Source organism: Psychrobacter sp. APC 3279, from assembly GCF_030407795.1.
Taxonomy (GTDB): domain Bacteria; phylum Pseudomonadota; class Gammaproteobacteria; order Pseudomonadales; family Moraxellaceae; genus Psychrobacter.
Genome location: NZ_JASDCR010000019.1, coordinates 48,488 through 69,822, shown reverse-complemented (window position 1 = coordinate 69,822; position 21,335 = coordinate 48,488). Strand labels below are relative to the sequence as shown.

The window sequence follows — 21,335 nt, the reverse complement described above, 5'->3', positions numbered from 1 at the left end:
TAGGTTTAGAAGTAAGCTCTTATTATCATTAAATGCGCTCTAGGGCGTGAAGAATAGATTCGCATACTGGTTCATTAGTTGACGAAATCGACCAGATGACTAACGAGTCCGTTTATCAAATATTAGACGTAGTTTTTTATACTAAACTGACAGTAGTTTATGAAAAAATAGTCATTAATTTTAGAAAATATGAGTGTTACACAGTCTTAATAAAATTACTCTCCAAGGAAGGTTAGTTATGTTTAAAGAATATACTCAGTATGATGGGCTCGCCTTAGCGGCATTGGTCAATTCAGGTGAGGTCAGCGCGAAAGAGTTGCTAGACGCTGCTGTCCATCAAGCCAATCAAATCAACCCTAAGCTAAATGCCATCGTGCATCGTTTTGATGAGCGCGCTTACAACGCCGCGCAGGCAGGGTTGCCTTCAGGTGTATTTACTGGCGTGCCGTATTTACTAAAAGATTTATCATTTAGCTTCGCCGATGAGCCGATTACGATGGGTAGCCGCAGCGTCAATATTATTTCAGAAAAAGATAGCGAAATCGTCAAACGGATGAAAGCGACAGGCGTTAATACCTTTGGCAAGACTAACACACCTGAGTTTGGTCTGATTATTACCACTGAGCCAAAAGCGCATGGTGCTACTCATAATCCTTTCAAAAAAGGCTATAGCTCTGGCGGCTCGTCAGGGGGCAGTGCAGCAGCAGTTGCGAGCGGTATTGTCCCGATGGCAGGCGGTGGTGACGGTGGCGGCTCGATACGTTTTCCCTCTGCTTGGTGCGGTACGTTTGGGTTAAAGCCAAGCCGTGGACGTAATCCAATGGGTCCTAATCTTGGTGAAGGCTGGGAAGGCGCCGTGGCTGACCATGTGATTACGCGTTCAGTACGCGATAGTGCAGCGATGCTAGATGCCACTAGCGGAGCAGAGATTGGCGCGCCTTACGTTATTGCTCCACCAGAGGGCACGTTTTTGCAAGCAGCAATGCGTGCACCGCGAAAGCTAAAAATCGCTTTGCATCAGCAGCCATTGATAGCCAATACGACAGTGGACAAAGAGGTGCTAGCGGTACTTGAGCAAACGGCTAAGCAACTAGAGTCTATGGGTCATGAAGTAGTACCAGCCGAGCCAAACATCAATATCGAGCAGTTTTGGCATGACTTTATCGTTGTGGTCTGCGCGCATACGGCGTTTACGATTGATAATATCGAGCGTGAGTTTGGGGTTGACCACGTCAAAAACCTAGAGCCACAAACCTACAATATGGCACTGCTTGGGCGTTCGCTATCAGCGGTTGATTTGGCACATGCCAAACATGGCTGGCATCATAGCCAGTATCAGACGGGTCTATTGCTAGAAGACTACGATATGATTTTGTGCCCGACTGTGCCCACGCCTGCGGTAAAGCATGGTGTGCTACCGCCGAGTCGTATAGATGAGATGATGATGCGTAGCGCCGAGGTGCTGAATAAAGGCTTTAATATGGGTAGATATGCCTTTAGCTCAGGCATGATAGAAAAGCTCAGTGCCCCTGTATTAGGTAAGATGGGCTTTACGTTATTGGGTAATGTTACAGGGTTACCCGCGATGTCAGTACCCGTTGGTATGAGCAAAAAAGGCCTACCGATTGGTATGCAATTAATTGGGCGTATGAATGATGAAGCGACATTATTCAGTGTGGCGGGCGAGATGGAGCGTGCAGGTTTATTTACCAAACACGCTTTTGAGAAGTAGGATTGAATTCTATGGTCTGGATTGTTAGCACTCAATCAAAGCGATAAATGTCCATACCCAAACTATGATGGGCCATACTTTGATGAACGACAGAGACACGCTGACCAGTACCTAATGCAAAAAACAGCGGTAGCAAGTGCTCATCACTTGGATGAATGTCTTTGTAGTCTGGGTATTGCTGCCAATCGAGCGCCGTGGGAATGTCTATTTTGAGCTGCTGTAGCAACCACTGCTTAAACGTTTTGGCTGCTTGATCGATGCTGTCAGCTTCCCAGCGCAATGCTTGTAAGTTATGCGTAATGTTGCCTGAACCGATGACAAGGATTTGTTCATCACGTAGATGTGCCAATTGTGCGCCTAACTGATAGCAGGCAATACTGTCATAATGTTGCGGCAGTGATATCTGTACGACAGGCACATCTGCCTCTGGATACAGATGTCTGAGCGGTGCCCACACACCATGATCACAGGCACGTACTGGATTGACACTACAAGTGATACCACGTGCGGTTAGCTGCTGCGCAAGTGTCTCAGCCAATGCTGGCTGGCCTATAGCAGGGTACTGAATGTCGTAAAGTTCAGGCGAAAATCCTGAAAAGTCATGCCATGTTTTTGGCTGTGGATTACTACTAATCTCTAGCTTTGCTGACTGCCAATGCGCTGACATAATGACGATGGCACGTGGCTTAGGTAGGTTTTGACCGATACGTGCCAGTGCACTGGTCGTCGCAGACTGCTCAATTGCAAGCGTAGGTGCGCCATGCGAGATAAAAAGCGCTGGTAGCTTAGATGTATTCGTCGCTACACCAGACGTATTTTCCCATGCGGCAGCCGCTGTGATAGGCGTCTGCACATTATGATGATCATCACGTTGATGAGAGGACTTAGAGGCGTTGGGTGTCGCACGTTTTGGATATTTCATGTTGCATTTATTAGGGCGTGCGCCAGTATTTCAATCTATTTTAGGGTTGATGTTTTAAATCAAAAAAATAGATTGGGATTTTATCTAATTACCACGGTGATAAGGATGATTATTATTGATACTCATCGCGCGATACAATTGCTCCATAAGTACGACGCGAACTAATGGATGCGGCAATGTCAGTGCTGATAGTGATAACTTTGCATCAGCCTTTGCTAATACTTCTGGCGAAACACCATCTGCACCGCCGATGACCAAGGCAATATCATCGCCTTGCAGCATACCATCAGCGAGTTTATCAGCCAGTCCTTCTGTCGAAATCATCTTGCCTTTGACATCTAATACCCACAATTGCTCTCGGCTTGATGCATTATGAGCGGCTAATATAGCCTGACCTTCCTGCTCACGGTACTGTGCCAAATTAGCATCTGAAGGGTTTTTTGCCCGCTTGGCTGCCGCAATCTCGACAATTTCTGTGCTTAGCATCGGTTGAATGCGTTTGTAATACTCGTCAAAACCTGTCTGTACCCAGCTAGGCATTTTATTGCCAACGGTCAAAATCCTTACTTTCATAATGCTTACCATCTCGATAATTAAATTCAAGCTTACTAGGCCGTGTTCTTAATAGTTGTATCGTTCGTTGTTTATTGTCTGCAATTTACATCAGAGGGTTAATCGTCTCTGATACGTTGCTATTCGTGTTTTGATCATCATCGCTCTTATCACTTTGGCTTGGCTTTGGAATGACAGTCAGCTTGGCATCAGACTCAAAGACAATGGCCTCGACATCATCAAAACTATTAATCCCTTCAGTACGCATGGCACATTCGATTTCTTGACGCGTCAAGCGCTCATCACGCATGGCATCTGGCAAAAACTGTCCTTGATAAAAAACGATACGCGGCTCTGATAAAATAAAGTTACTAAATTGCGGTGAAACAGACGCATATTTGGTCACTACAAATTGCAATAGGTACAATACTAAAATAGACGACACCCCTTCAACAAAGGGGATGTCTTTGAGCAAAATCGTACTGGCACCTAACGAGCCGATCATGACCGTCACGATCCAATCGAAGTTGTTAAGCTGCGACGTCGAGCGTTTGCCAGAGATTTTGGTAACTGTCACGATCAACACGTAAACCATAACAGTCGTTAAAACAATACGACCAAGCTTGTCTACGTTGTCAAAAAAGATCATGTCCATAATGTTCGCTCCTATTATAAAGGTAAAACAAGTCATCACTAAAACTTTACTTACTAGGGCGCGTCTTACTTTGTCTCATTTTTAGTACTATTCCTAAAATAATGGCACGCCCTAAACTTAGCCTAACGGATTTTACGCATTAGCAGGGGAAAACTTTGTAGCACCTTGTGGATGATGGTTTGTACTTACGTTGATTTGCGTATAGGGTCTAATAGTCTATTGATAGACCATAGACTGATTCGCGCACTGACTAGAGTGAGAACCAGCATTAGCATTAGTGATGAAAGCAAGGGCAGTGGACGCTGCATCGCCATCTCGAACAGGACCTCACGGCTTATCGTATCAAACAGCCAAAACCAGATGGCTGAAAAATAAATGACCGTCAGCATCCAGACAATCATAACCCCACCAAACATCAACTTATTAATCTCATCTCGTGCTAATGCTCGCTTCTGATGTTTGATAAATTTACTGACAGCGATATAAGCACCCACGATAATAGAAACCACCATGACCAGTTGTGGATTGAGCGCAAGTTTGGTCTGTATCATCATAAATATGGTACTGGCAAGCGTGTATCCAATCGCAAAAAAACCGACATATCGAGCCAGTTTGGGCTGCACTTGTACAAGCGTTTGGGGTTTGTTAAGACTGGTTGTCTGGCGTGACATAAGCTAACCTTTATAAAGGTAAAAAATAGAGTATGGATGATACAACGTCTTAAAGCGTTAATTAAAATATCAACGCTGTGCCGTCCAGTCGAGCATGGCATCTAATACAGGTCGCGCTGCATAAGGATTTAATGCTTGATCAGTATTGATTATACCGACGACAACATAATCCTGTCCTGACAGCCCTTTGACGTAACCTGCCATTGAAGTGACGTTATTTAACGTGCCAGTTTTTATCCATGCGCGGCCAGTGGCTGCAGATTCAGGCAAGCGATCGCCATGAGCGGCAATAGTGCCACTAACCCCAGCGACACCTAACGAATCGACATAGGCATCAAAATTTGGTCGACTATAAGCATAAGTCAGTAGCTCGCTTAGGTTGGCTGCGGTGATTGTACACTCGCGGCAAAGTCCTGAGCCATTGGTCAAATGGGGTGGCGGTGTACTGAGATTGGTTTGCCACCATTGATTGATGGTTTGTAAGGCTGCGGGATAGTCTGTCGTAGCAGGTTTACCAAACTGATATAAGCTATCAGCCTTTTTACCACTAGATTTAACAGCCGCTACTTTATTATCCATCTCATTACTAGCTTTGACTTCATTACTAGCTTTGACTTCATGACTGCTTGGACTAGTCGCAGTTATGCTAGCAGGTATTGAATGAGTCAGCCTTTCTTTATCGTAAGCGCCTATAGATAACGCCACTTGCTCAGCCATGACATTGTTTGAGAAGTGGTTAATGTCATGAATCTGCTCGGTTAAATTCAACGACGGATAGCTGACCATAGGTAGAGGAGACATCGCGATAGCCGTAAGGCCGTGCGCTCGTTTTGTCGTCTTGGTCATATCATAAGGGGTTTCTTGTGAGATTACCTGCCCACTCAAAGTATTCCCCAACGCTTGCCATTTGGCAGCGATGACGTGTGCAGCAAACTCTTTGGCATTGGGATACGCCACGTAAAAAACATGCTCGCCGCAGCTCTCTGGCAGACTGGCATTTAACACAAGCTGCGTATTTCGCCACTGCGGCGCTAGGCTATAGTTTGCTTGCCCACAACTGGCTGCACGGGTATTGATTGTAGCAGGCAGCTGATAGTTGGCTAACCGCGGCTTATAGGTCATACTTGCTTGACCATTATCTTGAGGGTAAGTTTTGATACCAATGGTGCTAAAGTTAACCAAAAACCCATCTGGGCTGGCGTTATAAGGGCGTAGAGGTGAGTTATCAAAGACGGCAGGGTCTTTACTAACATTATTAAAAACCGTGCTGTCGACGATGATGTCACCATCGATATGACGAATACCTGATGCTTGCACTTTATACAGTAACTGCTTTAAGCGCTCGTGGGTCATTTTTGGGTCGCCACTACCTTGAATAATCAAGTCACCATGTAGACGGTTGCCGATGACAATACCTGTGTGATAAACCCGTGTATGCCACACAAAATCGGCCCCTAAAGTGTCCAAAGCGATAAAGCTAGGCACAAGTTTCATGGTGCTGGCAGGCGTACGAGGGATGTCAGACTGGTGATCCAGCAAAGGCGAAAATGAAATCTTTATAGAGGTTTTATTATTGCTCGCAGTATCTTGTTCTTTGGTGTTCTGAGTAAGCGTATGCTGAGATTCATCAGGGATGACTGTTGGAATGCTCTCTACGCTCTGATAAGTATAAGGGTCATCGGTATAAGCATGTATTTTTTGCTCGTGCTTTTCAATGGTGCGCTGCTCTATGGTAACTAAGGCGCTCTGGTGGCTCGGGTCGCTGCTACTTGTATCCGTAGAGGTGTCTGTAGTTGGGTGCTCAGATACTATAGTAGATGCAGATTGGCTGTCAGGTTCATCACTATCAATGACTTGAATAGGAGCAGGCAGACGGCTAGCAGCCTTGTCACCCACAGGTGTAATAACGATACTGATATCCGCTTCTGTCAAATCGGCACGTGCCAAGGCTTTTTGAATGGCTGCTGGTAAAACGGCTTGAGCATGTATCGGTGCGACTATAACCGTTGCCAATAACGCTAACCTAGATAGACGTTTATTAAGCCCGTCTAACGGTCGCAAATGGCGACAAAGCGTGGTGGTTTTGGTTGCAGCAGTAGAGTAATGACGGCGTTTAGAAGGGTATCGCATGAGCATTTTTCATCAGGTGGAAAAAACAGCCTATGGTAACATGAGTTGCTGTTTTCGCACACGATGTCAGAAGCACAATTTTAGCAATAACGACGCCCTTATTTAGATAACTAATTCTAACTATCGATTGAACTGAGAGCATGCTTTACTGCTAACGCACATGCAAAAAAGCCATCGCCGTCATGACAGCATCGTTATAAGCATCATGCGCGCCCAGTTCAGGAATGTTGTAATGGGCTAGGATACGATTTAGATGTTGGGCTTGGTTAGAGAGCCCTTGTGTATGTCCGCTGATACGCCGACTGTAAAGGTGACGCAAATCTATGACTTCGTTTGGTAGCGAGGTTCCCATATAGCGTTTGACCAATGGATTCAAAAAAGCCATGTCTAGCTGTGTACAGAATCCAATAATTGGTCGATTACCTATGAATGGTAGTAGTAGGGCCAACATGTCATCGTAACTCATGCCATGTTCAACGTCGGCGGTACGCAAGCCATGAATGACAATAGTGTCGCGGTCTGGCATCACAGGAGGTCTGCAAACCAAATGCATGCCATTACCTGTGTCGATGGTATTGCCATTAATATGTATCGCTGCTACAGACAGCAGGTGATGCTTCTTGGGGTTCAATCCTGTCATTTCGCAGTCAATCGCCACCCACTGCTCAGCCGAAGGTGTCGTAAACATTGAGGCCAACTCTGGACGCTGCAATTGCGTCTTTTGCCAAGCGCAAGATAACTGCTGTAACCAGCTCATATTGATTGCTCATCCATCTATGCTATTTTTGTATTTATAGAATTTTTCTATCCATGGAGTCTCTGTATTAAGACTGCCACATTTATGCGATTTCTAACTGATAGTGTTGACGTAATTGGTTTTTAAAGCTTTTGACCACGGCCAGACACTCTTTTAGTAGGTCACGTTCAAGCGCAGTCAAAGTCGTTGGATCCACTTGCCGTGCATGCTTATCGTCGGTTGAGAGCGCCACAGATAAGCGCTGCGCCATAAAAAACTCTAAGGCTTCAAGCAAAGTATCGGCGCGTTCTTGAGTCATAGCGTCAATCTGCACCAAGGCCTTTAAACGCGCCTTGGTACTAGGCACGTCGAGCACATTGTTTTCTAATGCTAAAGTGCGGATACCATGAACCAAGGGAAAGATACCAGCTTTTTTTAGGTCAATATCAGATGATGCTGATTTACCGCCTAGTAAAGGTACAAACTTTTGCCACCATTGATTAACATCACCAAACTGTAGCGCTGCCCGTGCAAACTGCCTGACAAACATAGAGTCTGCTTGTTGATGAGCAAGCTTTAAATGCTGACGTACTTGAGTCAGCAGTGACTCATCGCCGCAGACGTATTCACCATCTAGTATCGCAGACAAGTAAATACCATGCATCGGGTCAGAGTTCCTAAACCATAGGCCAATTTGCGCAGTGAATTGCTTGAGCGGTTGTCGCCACATAGGATTGGTCATCATGATATTACCATCACACAGTGGGTAGCCAAGCGTTGCTAAATGGCTATTAAAAGTATCAGCAAACTGTGCTAGATCAGGATGCGTATAGCCATCACGAATGATGAGCGCATTGTCCTGATCGGTACGCATGATTTGCTCACCGCGCCCTTCTGAACCCATAACAATAAGGCAGGTATTGGCCATCACTTCATCAGGTACGATTAGCTGCCATAGTTTGGTAAACACCTGCGCATTTAGCGTCTGTACCATACGACTGATATTGCCGATTTTGACACCATTGTGATGCTGTGCTCGAATATAGCGACCGATCAGCTCAACAGCGGTATCTAGGCTCGATAAGTCCTGTGCTTGTTCGATTTGAATACTAATGAGCTGTGAATGATGGCCAATGTGAGCGAGCATATCGCTTTGCCCAAGCACACCGACGACATCGCCACTCTTATCAATAACTGGCAGTCTATGAATACGATAGCGAGTCATGGTCAGCAGCGCATCGCCAATCTCATCACTGGCTTTGATGGTACGGAGATTAAAATTTGCATAGCGCTGGCAAAGAGTAGTAGCAGGATCTTGTTTATCACTTACCGCGCGACAAATATCAGTATCGGTCAGAATCCCTAAGAGTAATCCTGTCTCATATTGCGCTGTTTGTGAGCTATCCGAACCATTTAAACTATTTACTTCATTTAAACCCTCTAAGCTATGTAGCGACCGGACCAGCACATGTTTTAGTCCAGCTTTGGTCATGATGCGGGCCGCTTCGTACAAGCTGTCATTGGCATCGACGATATGGACTGGTAATAGATGAACATCTATCACTGGCTGCAGCATAATTTGCTGTACTTCTTGTTGGTTAGTATAGCTTGCAGGATCTAGCGTTTTATTATGACGTCGTTGGCGCAATGCTTTTAATCGTTCAGGCAGTTTGTCTGATAGCATTTGGCGTACCAGATGATTTTGTGCACTGATTTTATCGATAGCATCACCAGCGACTTGGAGCAGTAACGTCTCTTCATTAGCTCGGAATTGATAGGGCTGTATGGACGTACTTTCAGGCTCTAGCTGATTATCCTTGGCAAGTGATTCAGGTAGGCGGCGACTATCAAACCAATCGTTATTATTAAGACCGTCAGCGTGATTGCTACCTACATAGGACGCGACAAATTCACCATCTAGTGATTGCTCGATCTGCCCTTTGATGACGACATATAGACATTGCAGTTCTTCTACAGGCAAGCTCTCGTTTTTGGCAAGGTAGCGTATTTGGGTGTTTTTTCTAATGCTTTGACGCTCGGCTAAGCTCAATACATCAAAGGGCGGTTGGCTAAAGTCAAGATGGGGCATGGCATCATCCTTGATGGCATATTTTCGGTAGAGACTTTACTATAGCATTAATAAAACAGAAAGCCTCCAATAACCACAATATAAATAGGATTATTGAAAGCTTTTTGCTACTGCGTCATTTATCCCAGCTACAGTAGATTTTTCTAATTAGCTCTAAGTGTTTAGTAGGCTGCGGATACGACTGATTGCTTCTCGGCTCTCATCGACACTGGCGACCAAAGCGATACGCACATAACTTTGTCCAGGATTGTGACCATCAACTTCACGTGACAAATAGCGTCCTGCCAATGCATGAATATTGGCTTGCTCATACAACGCTTTGACAAAGATTTCATCATCACCATCGAACTGCTCAGGTACTTTGACCCAGAAGTAAAACCCAGCATCAGGCATGCGTAACTCTAGCAACTCACCAAGCTCAGACATCCATAGGGCAAACTTTTCTTGATATAGCGCTCGATTATGAGCGACGTGTTTTTCGTCTTGCCACGCAGCGATAGAGGCGAGCTGATGAGGTATCGGCATCGCACAACCTTGGTAAGTACGATATTGCAAATAAGCCTGCAAAATTTTGGCATTACCAGCCACAAACCCAGAGCGCAAACCTGGTAAGTTTGAACGTTTGGATAGAGAGTGGAACACAATACAGTTTTTGAAATCACGGCGACCAAGGGCCGCACAGGCTTGAAGCAATCCAATCGGAGCTGTATCAAAATACAGTTCGCTATAACACTCGTCACTGGCAATAATAAAACCGTACTGATCTGATAGACGAATGAGGTATTCCCAGTCATCCATTGTCATGACAGAGCCTGTTGGATTGTTTGGACTACAGACAAACAATAGCTGTGTACGCGTCCAGACGTCTTTTGGCACCGCGCGATAGTCACCTTTATAGCCATTATCTGATGTACAAGGGACAAAGTAAGGCGTTGCCTGTGCCAGTATCGCTGCGCCTTCATATATCTGATAAAACGGGTTGGGCATGACAACCGTAGGCGATGTATCAGACGCTAAAGAATTGCTCTCTTTGTCAGCTACATCATGATCAACGACCGCTTGTACGAAGCTAAAAATCGCTTCACGTGTGCCCATTACTGGTAATACTTGAGTATTGGCATCAACGTGATTTAGAAAAAACCGTTTCTCTAACCAATGGGCGATGGTTTGGCGCAGCTCAAACATACCGTTTGTAGTCGGATAACGACTTATTTTGTCCAAGTTTTCGCGTAGGACGTCCAGCACAAATGCAGGGGGCTCATGTTTTGGCTCACCAATACCGAGCTTTATTTCGCTGTAACCGTTGGCAGGCTTGCTATCGGCAAGTAATGTTGCCATCTTGGCGAATGGATAAGGATGTAGATGCTTTAAGTTGTGATTCATAAGTGTGATAACTATAATAGACAATTAATAATAAAGTTATAAAGAAAATTTACATTAGAGCAGTGTAGCACTTCTCTAATTTTTTGTCCTTTTCTTCTTATATCGTGAATAGGCATTTACCAAGCGTAAGCTTTTTATTGTATGACTACCGAATAGGTAGTCGCTCAAAAGTCTTTTGAACCTTTCATAATTTATAACCTATAACAATATAAAAAATGACTACATCACAAACGTGGTAGATCGTTTTAAGGATAGTTTGATATGTCTAGTGTGCTAAATAATGATGATCTCATCGCTAAAGATATCAATAATGAAAAACTTGATAACAGTTTGCAGCGCTCTAACCTGTATAAGCTGCTCAAAGAGCGTGAACAGAGCTGGTGGCAAGCGCGCCAACAACTGATTGAGCGTCAAGAAAAGAAAATGTTTTGGTATGGTGAAAACAGCCTAATTATGTGGCTGTTGTGGCAATTGGTCGGCTACGTGGTAGTGGCAATGGCCTTGATGCTGCTCAATAATATGTTTGGCATCTCATTACCGCTATGGCAGTACGTCTCTTTGTTTGTGATACAGACCATATTTTTTGTCAGTGCACTTGCTGCTAAAGGCCAGTTGGCAAACAAACTACAGCGCAAGATAGACAACGATGAGCTGATGCGCGAAGAGGCGCTCAATGAGATGATTATTTTGGCAGAAGATAGTCTGTATCCTGATGTACATGCCAAATCGCCTATTTCTTTAGAAGCATTAGACGATTATCTAGATGGACAGTTTCACTTAGCAAGCTTGCAATGTTTGCTACAAAAAGAAGTCGATGCTGGACGATTAATCATGGAGCAGCAGCCACTTGAAGTAGGTGTTTTGCCGCCAGATCTTGCTGACGATGAATTGAACGAACATGCTAGCGAGATAACTTATAGAAGTACGTTATAAAACGTACTTCTATGATGACTATCAGACTACTTTTGCTAGTTAATATTCAAAATAATGGCTAACCAAAACTATCTAGCCGTATCAAAAATAGATTACGCTATTATGCTCTTTCTGAACGGTAAGACTGGCTAATAGCGCTTCCTTTAATGCTTCCAGTCTATCAGGTGAGAGTGGCTTATCGTTTTGATCACTGATATAAAACATATCCTCAGCACGCTCACCTAGAGTAGTAATACGCGCAGCATGTACTTCGATTTGCTCTTGCAAAAATACTTGCCCAACTCGCGCCAGTAGCCCTGGCTGATCAAGCGTTTCTAAGCTCATGATGTGCTGATCTGATGCTTCATTGAATTCGAAGTTAATCACTGTTTTCACTTCAAAGTGTCTCAATTGACGCGGCATACGCTTGTTCGTCAGTTTAAGCACAGTAGGGTCTTTGAACGAGTCAATTAAGCGTTGTTTTAGCTCTTGTTGGCTCTCCTCATCGACTAGCAATGTGCCACTAGGATCTAGCAATACATAAGAATCCAAAGCAAAGTCACGGGTCGCTGTGATAATACGTGCATCTAAAACGTCGAGATTCATCTGATCAAACACTGCCATGGTAACAGCAAATAGATTCATCTGATCTTGGGTGTAAACAAAGACCTGTACCGCATCAAGCGCCAATTCGCGATGCTCACGCAAAACGACCAACGGTGGACTGTCAGCATTAGAAGCCAATCCAATTGGTGGGTGATTCAAAATAGCTTCGGTATGCCATAAGATATCTTCTGCAATCTCTCGCAAGAAATACTCATCGCCCAAGTCATCCCACAGACGCAATACTTCATCGCGATTCATATGTTGGTTGTTGACATTATCTAGCATCGTCAACGCTTGCTTGCGTGTGGCGCTAATCATATCTTGACGATTGGTAGGCGCATCGATATCAGCGCGCAAGATGCGCCGAGTTTGTGAGTATAGCTGTTTCATGAGGGTCGCCCGCCAGCTGTTCCATAGCTGTGGGTTAGTCGCATTCATATCAGCCACCGTCAGTACATACAGATGGTTTAGATGAGTCACGTTACCGATGAGATCAGAGAAAATAGTCACCACTTCAGGGTCTGAGATATCTTTTTTCTGTGCAGTAATCGACATAAGAAGGTGATAGCGCGTGAGCCAGCCTACTAAATTCGCATCAGCCAAGCTCATACCATGCGATAAGCAAAACTCAATCGATTCAGTTTGACCAAGCTCACTATGGTCACCGCCACGGCCTTTAGCAATATCATGGAACATCGCTGCCAGTACCAAAATCTCTTTACGCTCGATACGCTGAAAGATAGAGCTGACTAGCGGAAAATCTTCTTGAAAGGTTGGATCTGTAAATCGATGCAAAATTCTAATCAAAAACAAGGTATGCGCGTCTACCGTATATCGATGGAACAAGTCATATTGCATAAGGCCAGTGACTTGCGCAAAAGCAGGAATGTAGTTACCTAATACTCCATAGCGATTCATGGTACGTAGACGATGGAACAGGTAATTCTGTTCTTTTAGATTCGATAAAAACAACGCTTTGTGAGTAGGGTTGTCTCTATATATCTGATCGATGCCGCGTGCGGCAATTTTGAGTGCGCGCAAAGTATGGGTGCGAACTTTATCGATGCCATGCTGACCCATCAATAAAAACATCTCTAAGATAGACTCTGGGTGCTGTGCAAAAACTCGATGATGCGCAATGGCAATCTGATTGCCAATACGGTTGAATCGCGCATTTATAGGCTGTTTTTTTGGACGTTCATCGTCAGGCAGCTGCGGCTCTATGATCGTTTCATAATAATGATTGGTCAGCATCTCAGACAGCGTTGATATCTGCATCGCACAGCGATAGTAGTCGCGCATAAACCGTTCGACCGCAGCATTAGGCTGGTCATCAGGCTGGGTCTCGTAGCCCATTAGCTGAGCAATCTCACGCTGATAATCAAACAACAGCTTGTTTTCGTTACGGCCAGTCAGTACATGTAAGTAATGACGAATTTGCCATAAATACCCTTCGGCAAAATTCAGCTCATCAAATTCTTTTTCGGTCAAAAAGTTCTGTTGCACTAAATCATATAGCTTGCTCACGCGAAAATAACGCTTGGTGACCCAGCCGATGATATGGATATCACGTAGCCCGCCTGGTGCTGTTTTGATATTGGGTTCAAGGTTGTATTCGGTGGCATTGTGCTGCAAGTAACGCGCTTTGGATTCTTCCATTTTTACATCAAAAAATGCGCGCGGAGACCACTGTTTATTAACGATTTGAGCGGGCATGTCTTGCAATGCTTCGTTACCGATTAGGAGTCGAGCCTCTAGCTGAGCACTAGCAATCGTATGGTCAAGCGCGGCCTCTAGCGCATCATTAACACTACGTACGGAGAGTGCAGGCTCTAGTCCTATGTCCCATAGTAGAGCGACCAGTTTGTCGATTTTGCTACTGGCATCAGTACCTATCTCACCAGGAGACAGAAGCAAAATATCAATGTCTGAGTAGAGCGATAGCTCGCCGCGCCCGTAGCCACCAGTCGCAAAAAACGCCAAATCAGTCTTATCCAATTCAAACCATTTAAACAACGCAATCAATAGGCTATCGATAGCGCAAGCACGTGCTGCAACCAGTTGGCGAATGTTAGTACCACGTTCTAATGAGCGGCTGATATCGTCATTGATTTGGGCCAACCATTCAGGAATGCCAAGCAGATTCTTGTCTGTCACATTTTTGGCTGACAGTGGGGATGAGTCTGTCGCCACCTCACTTGGTAGTATCGGTAAAGGCGTCAAATCAACAGAGGCGATATCACAATTAAACATGAGTGTTATCCAGTTAAGAGTTTAGAAATAGAACGTTTGAGCTGAGCGCTATTGGGCATCTAATATGACGATGGCTAATAAAAGTCACGAATAGCAATTATCAATAAAAGTGCTGATAAGTATATCAATAGAAGTTATTAGGTCATCTGAGTATAAAGACAAAGCGCCTATAAGCACAATACTCAATATGCCCTAATTAAAGACCAAAAAAAGACCGCCTAAGCGATCTTTGATTGTACTACTGCGTCAAAAAACTTAAATCTTCTTCGGGGCGAGTAGTAAATACCTCACAGCCATTGTCTGTTACGACCATGGTGTGCTCCCATTGAGCAGACAATTTGCGGTCTTTAGTAATCGCCGTCCACTCATCAGGCAAAATCTTAGTCTGCCACGTGCCTTGGTTAATCATAGGCTCGATGGTAAACGTCATACCTGTTTTTAGCTCAAAACCAGTGCCTTTTTTGCCATAGTGCATGACTTGTGGCTCGTGGTGGAATTCATCACTGATACCATGACCACAGAACTCGCGAACGATACTAAAGCGCTCAGGCTCGACAACGGCCTGAATAGCAGCACCGACATCACCTAAGCGAGCACCGTTCTTGACCACGCTCATACCTGCATAAAGAGCATCTTGTGCCACTTTGCAAATACGCTGTGCCATGATAGAGCCGTTGCCGACGATCCACATCTTTGAGGTATCGCCATAGTAGCCATCTTTGATAACAGTCACGTCGATGTTGATAATATCACCATCTTTCAGCAGCTTGTTTTCAGTTGGGATACCGTGACAGACAACATGGTTGACTGAGGTACAGATAGATTTTGGAAAACCATTATAATTAAGTGGGGCAGGGATAGCCTGCTGCACATTAACAATATAGTCATGGGCAATCTGATTAAGTGCTTCGGTACTGACGCCCACTTTGACATGCTCGTCGAGCATGACAAGGACATCACTAGCGAGTTTACCGGCCACACGCATTTTTTCTATGGCTTCTGGAGACTGGATAAGGGATTTTTTAGTCATCATCGTATATCTTATAATTATGGGTTCATTGTAGATAGATTATACCATAAACGTACTAGTGACACTTTTACGTTAAGTGATAGTGTACCTATCATTATCATTGAAAATAATTGCTTTACAGCCAAAAAAGGGCAGTTATGACTGTTCAGTCACGATAATATATTCATATTTTGACAAATTAGTTGAATGTTACAGAATATATAAGTAATGTAATTTTGTCTGCTAAAGGGATTAGCAGCAATCTTTACCCTTTTGGGAGGTAAAGATAACCAAAATTATTGATGACAAGGATGTTGTTATGACTCTAAAGACCTCTTTTGCTGCAGCTGTCACGCCCAGCGCATTTTTACCTTCACTCGGTGCTATCGCTGCCGGTATCCTCCTGATGACCTTGCAAACCACATCTGCTCAAGCAGCTGGACAGTATTATAACTGTGCTAATGCCAACGGTTGCAAGCTGGTTGATAGTAAATACTTCACCTCGAGCTACACTAAAACTCAGTATCCGGTCGTCATGGCTCATGGACTTGGTGGCTTCACTACGATGTTTGGGCTCGTTGATTACTTTAATGGAATACCTGGAGAGTTGATGAAAGGTGGCTCAGAGGTATATACCACTAAAACATCAGCCGTCAATAACAGTGAGATTCGTGGAGAGCAGCTGCTACAACAGGTCAAGACCATCACTGCCATTTCAGGCAAATCTAAAGTCAATCTATTTGGGCACAGTCAAGGCGGTATAGACATCCGTTATGTCGCTGGTGTTGCGCCAAAATATGTGGCGTCAGTGACAGCAGTATCAAGTCCAGAGCAAGGGTCAAAAACGGCAGATTTTGTCAAAAATACGCTTGAGCCAAATAACAATACTGGAAGCCCGTCAAACATCACCACAGAGTTAGTAGCAGGGCTGTTTAATTTGATTGGTGGCTTTACAGATATCGGCTCTGGTATCAGCTTTTCAGAGATTCAAGAACAAGATGGCTGGCAAACATTGATGGCGCTATCGACCGATGGTGCTGCTCAATTTAACGCTAAATTCCCTGCTGCCATGCCAACCAGTTATTGTGGTCAACCGACCAGCACTGCTGCCAATGGCATCAAATACTATTCATTTAGTGGTGTTGGACAAATAACGAGCGTACTTGATCCTAGTGATTATATATTGGCAGTAACGGGTGTACCGTTTGCTGGCGAGTCTAATGATGGTTTGGTATCTGCCTGCTCAAGTCGTCTTGGCTATGTGATTCGTGATAATTATAGAATGAACCATTTGGATTCCGCCGATCAAGTCTTGGGTCTGACGGCATGGGGAGAGTCTGAGCCAAAATCTATCTATCGTACCCAGGTAAACCGTCTGAAAAACGCCAACCTATAAGCTGAACTACAAAATAATAATGCTCATTGATTGAGAAATATCGTTTATGTCAAATAACCGCCGTCCAGCCTATGCAACAATTGCTATCATCGCCGTGGTTATCATAGCCACAGCGGCGGTTATTTTGTGGTTCAAGCCTAGTAACGATGTAAATTCAGCTTCAATCAAATCCTCCGTCTCCGATAATGAGAGTAGCGAGTCAATGATAACTGAGTTGGCTGTGGGACAAGTCGTAAAAGCGACAACGATACCCAGCCAGTCTCAATTTGTCACAGGATTAGAAAATTTACCACGCTCATTAAAGGGCACCCAAATTGATGGTGAAATCATCATCGATGAAAATAAACAGTTGGTCATCACTGAAGGTCTGCGGCGTTTGTTTGATTATTTTTTATCCGCCCTAGGTGAGGAAGAAGAAGCGGTTATATTTGCCCGTGTGGAGAGTTATATTCGCCATCACACACCAGAGCCTGCCGCTAGTCAAGCAGTCACTATTTTTAATCAATATGTTGCTTACCTTAAAGCACTTCCTGAGATAGAGAAGCGCTATGGTAATCTGCAATTACAGGCGACCAAAAGTGGTGAGCTGGATTTGAACGCAGTTGCCCAGCAAAAACAAGATATCGCTAATCTACGTCAGCAGTACTTTGATAAGCCAACCATTACAGCATTTTTTGGCGCAGAGGATGATTACGATAATTATAGTATAGAGATGGTCAGAATTGACCAAAATAAGCAGATGTCCGATGCACAAAAACAAGCTGCCCGTCAGGACTATATCAGTCGATTGCCAGAGAATGCGACTAAAAGCAATATCATCCAACAAGCCAATATTAGCGAGTTGATGACTCGCACTGAACAGATGAAAGCTCGTGGTGCAACGCCTGAGGAGTTATATAATATGCGCCGAGAGCTAGTAGGCGCACCAGCAGCAGAAAAGCTGGCACAAGTAGATCAAGACGATGCTAATTTTGACCAACGCTTCACCCAGTATGAAACTCAAAAGAATCGCTTATTAAGCCAAGGTGTTGATACAGCTCAAGCGCAAATTCAAATCAATCAGCTTGAACAGCAACTATTTAATGACACTGAACGTAAGCGTTTAGATGGTTATGCGGCATTGCAACGTCAGCAAGCTGTGAATAATCCATAATTGCCGTCAATAGTTATCGTCAATAGTTATCGTCACTAGCTATCGTCACTAGCTATCGTCAATAACCATCGTTGATACGGATAGATAAAGTAAGCAAGATTATAGTTAGCAGCTCATTTAGGTACTGGCAAGAGCAAGTAGTCAGATATTTGCAAAGTAGTACAAAATGCATTCCGAATAACTACCCAGTTTATGATGACACCTCCCTGTGAGTCATGCACAATATTGCCATTGTTTAGAGCATTAAATAAAACAATAAATGAATCATAATAAGTCCGAGCTTTTACTATACCTATGAGAGCTTATCACTTGTCTATCAGCGCTGATGGCTCATGCAGATAGTGTGTTTAGTAAAAGTATCGGATGCAATAAAGCTAGGAATTGATATGAAGAACATGACTAAAGTAATGATGGCCGCGACATTGGCAGTTGGTACGCTTGCTGCGGGTTGTCAGACGACGAACTTGCCTGCGCCAGTCAATCAGCCAATCACTGCAGATGTTCTGCAAGCACACAACTGGCAGCTCGTTGATGCCAAACGTAGCAATGGTGATAAAGTAACGCAATTATTTTTTGACCCAGCCAAGCCTTTAACGTTGAGTTTTATGAATGATAACGGTAGAGATTACGTGGCATTTATGAATACCTGTAATAACATGGGTGCTGGATATAGCGTTGCAAATGGTGAAGTCGAGATTAAAAACGGCATCAGTACTATGATGGCATGTCCTGAACCGCAAGCCAGCTTTGATACTGCTGCCTTAGCTACTGTAAAAGGTGAATATAGCCTTAGTAAGAATGCCAACAATGTACCTATTTTGACTATCAAAAACGATGATCAAGTCGCTTATTTTAAGGCCGTTGCGAAGTAGCTTAATGATTGAGTAAACAGTTTGACTGGTTCGTGAACTTAAGCAATTAGAGTTACTTGTCTGAAGTTACTCATTTAAAACTAATCATTTAAAACTAATCATTTAAAACTAATCATTTAAAATTGCTTATTTGAAGTTGCTTATTTGAAGTTGCTTATTTGAAGTTGCTTTTCTCGAAACGCAAAATGCCTCGCTATCAAGTGGGGCATTTTTTTATCCAAAGTTTGACTCAGTTTAGGCTACACTAGAACCATAACCCTATAATACCTTTGATATCGTAAGATATTATCTATGGCGTTGAGTCTGCAATAGTGACGATAGTTTTTTAATTATTCACCATACTTTTATCATTAGGATCTATTGGATACCACTCTATGTTTGAAACCATAAAAGTCATTACTACGATAGCTATAGTTACCGTCCTCACTGGCTGTCAGACATTACCTAATACCTCAGTAAAAAAGCCAACCAGTACAGTCGAGACCAATCCGCTGACTGCACGTATGCCAGTGATTGATCGCCGAGGATACATTGCCTATGTAGAAGAGCAGGGCGCAGGTACGGCAAAAGTATCGACCCTCTATAGCATTCGTCCTGACGGTAGCGCTCGTCAGCTAATTGATCAGCTTAATGGCTATATCTATGCGCCAGCATGGTCGGCAGACGGACAACTGCTTGCCTATAGCAAACAAGCCCCGCGTGAGCATCCCAAAATTTATATTTATGATCGTAGTAGCAATACGCGCAACCTAGTGGTAAATGCTGAAGGCAGCAATATGTCAGCGTCATTTTCACCCGATGGTCAAGATTTGCTCTATAGCTCTACTGTCGGTGGTAATGCTGATATCTATAAGATGCGTCTGAGTGATGGTAATACCCAGCAGTTAACGACTCTGCCGAGTACAGAGGTACAGCCCAGTTATGCTGCCGATGGCAAGAGCTTTGTCTATACCAGTGATAAAGTCCGTGCTGGACGACCGCGAATTTATCGTTATGACTTCGCTACGGGCAATGCGACAACTGTATCAACAAATGGGTATGTGGCCAGTCCTCAGCTTAGCTTAGATGGTCAGCGTATGGCTTATCTAAATGGTCGCAAGGCGGCTGTCATGACCTTGATGACTGGGCAAGTGGTCAACTTGGCAGAAACAGGGCTTGATGAACCCGCACGTCTATCTCCCTCTGGCAATTATGCCGTCTATCCAACTCGCCACTTGAATGTGGGCGGGCAAGCAGCAAGCCAAAATGGTGGTAGTCTAGTTATCCATTCGCTGTCAGGCAATACCAGCTATGCCATTAGTGGTCAAAATGGTGGAGTCGTGCGCTCACCGATATGGGGTCGTTAGAGAAGTATGTCTCATGCCGTGATATGTATATAAACTTATTTGTAAAACAACATAAGTTTATAAATATTAAGTGAAGTGCCTCAGCTTTTGTAGTAGGTTATTACAAATAGAAGATTAGGTTCACAAAGGGAGAACCCGCGTAATGCAAGAGGCTTTTTTCGCGTTCATCACCAAAATAAGTTTATATCCAACGATTGTTTTCACCGGTCTTGTGATGTTCGTTACTCTATACTGGGTGGTATCTTTACTCGGCATGGCAGATATGGACAGCGTGGATGTTGGAGAGTCAGGTAGTGATGCTGCTGTCTCTGATTTATCATCGACCGGTTTTTTTACAGGCCTCATGCTGAAGTTTGGTCTCTACGGTGTGCCTCTAGTCATTATATTAAGCTTAGTGAGTTTAATCGGTTGGTTATTGAGCTATTTGTATACCAGTTTCTTACATCAAAATTTTGACTCTGGTGTTCTGTATTACGTGTTTGGCACAGGGGCACTAATATTCGTATTGGTCGTTTCTATGTGGCTGACAGGCATGATCATTTCACCCATTCGCAAAAACATTGCCAGAATCCCCAAACGTAATTCTGCTAATAATGTAGGCAAAATCGCGATTGTGCGTACACTTAGTGTGACGGACAAGCACGGTGAGGCAGAGTTGAATGATGGCGGTGCAGGTTTGATACTCAAGGTTCGTTCAGACAACAGCACTAGCTTACTGAAGAAGGGCGATAGAGTGATGTTGGTAGCGTATTTAGAAGAAACAAATACCTATCAAGTCGCTCCTGTTGAAGATAAATAATTATAAATCGTTTAGTCGATACGACTTTCTATCATCGCTTTTAGCATAGAGTAAACTCGAAAATTAGATAAGCGCTGATAAATAATAAACAGCCATTGAGCTAAAAAATCTCTATTTTT

17 protein-coding genes are annotated in these 21,335 nt (G+C 43.9%); 7 read left to right on the top strand and 10 right to left on the bottom strand.

The features are described 5' to 3' along the window. The first annotated feature begins 238 nt into the window (after positions 1 to 238). Positions 239 to 1,732: an amidase gene (locus QL898_RS10985; RefSeq protein ID WP_290176824.1), complete on the top strand. Its 1,494-nt coding sequence runs from the start codon at positions 239 to 241 to the stop codon at positions 1,730 to 1,732. A 31-nt stretch (positions 1,733 to 1,763) separates the two neighbouring features. On the opposite strand, the gene QL898_RS10980 is transcribed toward QL898_RS10985, so the two are convergent. The 8 genes from QL898_RS10980 to dapC form a co-directional block, all read right to left on the bottom strand. After that, positions 1,764 to 2,654, bottom strand: a complete 891-nt coding sequence (locus tag QL898_RS10980) for a class III extradiol ring-cleavage dioxygenase (protein ID WP_290176823.1) — start codon at positions 2,652 to 2,654, stop codon at positions 1,764 to 1,766. Between the two features lie 84 nt (positions 2,655 to 2,738). After that, complete coding sequence (gene rlmH, locus QL898_RS10975) at positions 2,739 to 3,227, bottom strand: 23S rRNA (pseudouridine(1915)-N(3))-methyltransferase RlmH (protein ID WP_057758501.1); 489 nt, start codon at positions 3,225 to 3,227, stop codon at positions 2,739 to 2,741. 85 nt (positions 3,228 to 3,312) lie between these two features. Further along, positions 3,313 to 3,861 (bottom strand): YetF domain-containing protein, encoded by a 549-nt coding sequence (locus QL898_RS10970; protein WP_201548370.1) that lies wholly within the window; start codon positions 3,859 to 3,861, stop codon positions 3,313 to 3,315. Positions 3,862 to 4,046: 185 nt separating this feature from the next. Then, positions 4,047 to 4,532, bottom strand: a complete 486-nt coding sequence (locus tag QL898_RS10965; RefSeq protein ID WP_160023063.1) for an ABZJ_00895 family protein — start codon at positions 4,530 to 4,532, stop codon at positions 4,047 to 4,049. 69 nt (positions 4,533 to 4,601) lie between these two features. Next, the gene (locus tag QL898_RS10960) at positions 4,602 to 6,662 is read right to left on the bottom strand and encodes a D-alanyl-D-alanine carboxypeptidase (protein WP_290176822.1); all 2,061 of its coding nucleotides are present in this window, start codon (positions 6,660 to 6,662) and stop codon (positions 4,602 to 4,604) included. Positions 6,663 to 6,813: 151 nt separating this feature from the next. Continuing rightward, positions 6,814 to 7,419, bottom strand: coding sequence for a 3'-5' exonuclease (locus tag QL898_RS10955; protein WP_290176821.1), 606 nt, complete (start codon positions 7,417 to 7,419; stop codon positions 6,814 to 6,816). 82 nt (positions 7,420 to 7,501) lie between these two features. Further along, positions 7,502 to 9,487, bottom strand: coding sequence for a DUF294 nucleotidyltransferase-like domain-containing protein (locus QL898_RS10950; RefSeq protein ID WP_290176820.1), 1,986 nt, complete (start codon positions 9,485 to 9,487; stop codon positions 7,502 to 7,504). A gap of 153 nt (positions 9,488 to 9,640) precedes the next feature. Further along, positions 9,641 to 10,870, bottom strand: a complete 1,230-nt coding sequence (gene dapC / locus QL898_RS10945; RefSeq protein ID WP_290176819.1) for a succinyldiaminopimelate transaminase — start codon at positions 10,868 to 10,870, stop codon at positions 9,641 to 9,643. A 261-nt stretch (positions 10,871 to 11,131) separates the two neighbouring features. Between dapC and QL898_RS10940 the strand changes: the two genes are divergently transcribed. Beyond that, entirely contained in the window at positions 11,132 to 11,803 is a 672-nt protein-coding gene (locus QL898_RS10940) for a hypothetical protein (RefSeq protein WP_290176818.1), read from the top strand. Positions 11,804 to 11,884: 81 nt separating this feature from the next. Here QL898_RS10940 and glnD read toward each other — a convergent pair whose 3' ends face one another. Together glnD and map are read right to left on the bottom strand one after the other, a co-directional pair. Beyond that, the gene (gene glnD, locus QL898_RS10935; protein WP_290176816.1) at positions 11,885 to 14,641 is read right to left on the bottom strand and encodes a [protein-PII] uridylyltransferase; all 2,757 of its coding nucleotides are present in this window, start codon (positions 14,639 to 14,641) and stop codon (positions 11,885 to 11,887) included. Between the two features lie 238 nt (positions 14,642 to 14,879). Further along, positions 14,880 to 15,674 carry a type I methionyl aminopeptidase gene (gene map / locus QL898_RS10930; RefSeq protein ID WP_057758517.1) on the bottom strand — a complete coding sequence of 265 codons (795 nt, stop codon included), beginning with the start codon at positions 15,672 to 15,674 and terminating at the stop codon, positions 14,880 to 14,882. Between the two features lie 295 nt (positions 15,675 to 15,969). Between map and QL898_RS10925 the strand changes: the two genes are divergently transcribed. From QL898_RS10925 to QL898_RS10905, 5 genes are all read left to right on the top strand, one after another. After that, positions 15,970 to 17,046: a triacylglycerol lipase gene (locus tag QL898_RS10925; RefSeq protein WP_290176815.1), complete on the top strand. Its 1,077-nt coding sequence runs from the start codon at positions 15,970 to 15,972 to the stop codon at positions 17,044 to 17,046. 46 nt (positions 17,047 to 17,092) lie between these two features. Continuing rightward, positions 17,093 to 18,199, top strand: coding sequence for a lipase secretion chaperone (locus QL898_RS10920; RefSeq protein WP_290176814.1), 1,107 nt, complete (start codon positions 17,093 to 17,095; stop codon positions 18,197 to 18,199). Positions 18,200 to 18,585: 386 nt separating this feature from the next. Continuing rightward, positions 18,586 to 19,071, top strand: a complete 486-nt coding sequence (locus tag QL898_RS10915) for an META domain-containing protein (protein WP_160023083.1) — start codon at positions 18,586 to 18,588, stop codon at positions 19,069 to 19,071. Positions 19,072 to 19,445: 374 nt separating this feature from the next. Continuing rightward, on the top strand, positions 19,446 to 20,417 hold the full coding sequence (locus QL898_RS10910) for a Xaa-Pro aminopeptidase (RefSeq protein WP_290176813.1): 972 nt from the start codon (positions 19,446 to 19,448) through the stop codon (positions 20,415 to 20,417). A gap of 142 nt (positions 20,418 to 20,559) precedes the next feature. Further along, positions 20,560 to 21,216: a hypothetical protein gene (locus tag QL898_RS10905; protein WP_290176812.1), complete on the top strand. Its 657-nt coding sequence runs from the start codon at positions 20,560 to 20,562 to the stop codon at positions 21,214 to 21,216. Positions 21,217 to 21,335: the final 119 nt, after the last annotated feature.

Bases quoted from the DNA above. Each gene is read 5' to 3' on its own strand.
- QL898_RS10940 (WP_290176818.1), top strand. From the start codon at position 11,132: ATGTCTAGTGTGCTAAATAATGATGATCTCATCGCTAAAGATATCAAT.
- QL898_RS10950 (WP_290176820.1), bottom strand. From the start codon at position 9,487: ATGCCCCATCTTGACTTTAGCCAACCGCCCTTTGATGTATTGAGCTTA.
- QL898_RS10905 (WP_290176812.1), top strand. From the start codon at position 20,560: ATGCAAGAGGCTTTTTTCGCGTTCATCACCAAAATAAGTTTATATCCA.
- QL898_RS10910 (WP_290176813.1), top strand. From the start codon at position 19,446: ATGTTTGAAACCATAAAAGTCATTACTACGATAGCTATAGTTACCGTC.
- QL898_RS10920 (WP_290176814.1), top strand. From the start codon at position 17,093: ATGTCAAATAACCGCCGTCCAGCCTATGCAACAATTGCTATCATCGCC.
- QL898_RS10980 (WP_290176823.1), bottom strand. From the start codon at position 2,654: ATGAAATATCCAAAACGTGCGACACCCAACGCCTCTAAGTCCTCTCAT.
- QL898_RS10915 (WP_160023083.1), top strand. From the start codon at position 18,586: ATGAAGAACATGACTAAAGTAATGATGGCCGCGACATTGGCAGTTGGT.
- QL898_RS10960 (WP_290176822.1), bottom strand. From the start codon at position 6,662: ATGCGATACCCTTCTAAACGCCGTCATTACTCTACTGCTGCAACCAAA.
- map (WP_057758517.1), bottom strand. From the start codon at position 15,674: ATGATGACTAAAAAATCCCTTATCCAGTCTCCAGAAGCCATAGAAAAA.
- QL898_RS10965 (WP_160023063.1), bottom strand. From the start codon at position 4,532: ATGTCACGCCAGACAACCAGTCTTAACAAACCCCAAACGCTTGTACAA.
- glnD (WP_290176816.1), bottom strand. From the start codon at position 14,641: ATGTTTAATTGTGATATCGCCTCTGTTGATTTGACGCCTTTACCGATA.
- QL898_RS10970 (WP_201548370.1), bottom strand. From the start codon at position 3,861: ATGGACATGATCTTTTTTGACAACGTAGACAAGCTTGGTCGTATTGTT.
- QL898_RS10955 (WP_290176821.1), bottom strand. From the start codon at position 7,419: ATGAGCTGGTTACAGCAGTTATCTTGCGCTTGGCAAAAGACGCAATTG.
- rlmH (WP_057758501.1), bottom strand. From the start codon at position 3,227: ATGAAAGTAAGGATTTTGACCGTTGGCAATAAAATGCCTAGCTGGGTA.
- dapC (WP_290176819.1), bottom strand. From the start codon at position 10,870: ATGAATCACAACTTAAAGCATCTACATCCTTATCCATTCGCCAAGATG.
- QL898_RS10985 (WP_290176824.1), top strand. From the start codon at position 239: ATGTTTAAAGAATATACTCAGTATGATGGGCTCGCCTTAGCGGCATTG.
- QL898_RS10925 (WP_290176815.1), top strand. From the start codon at position 15,970: ATGACTCTAAAGACCTCTTTTGCTGCAGCTGTCACGCCCAGCGCATTT.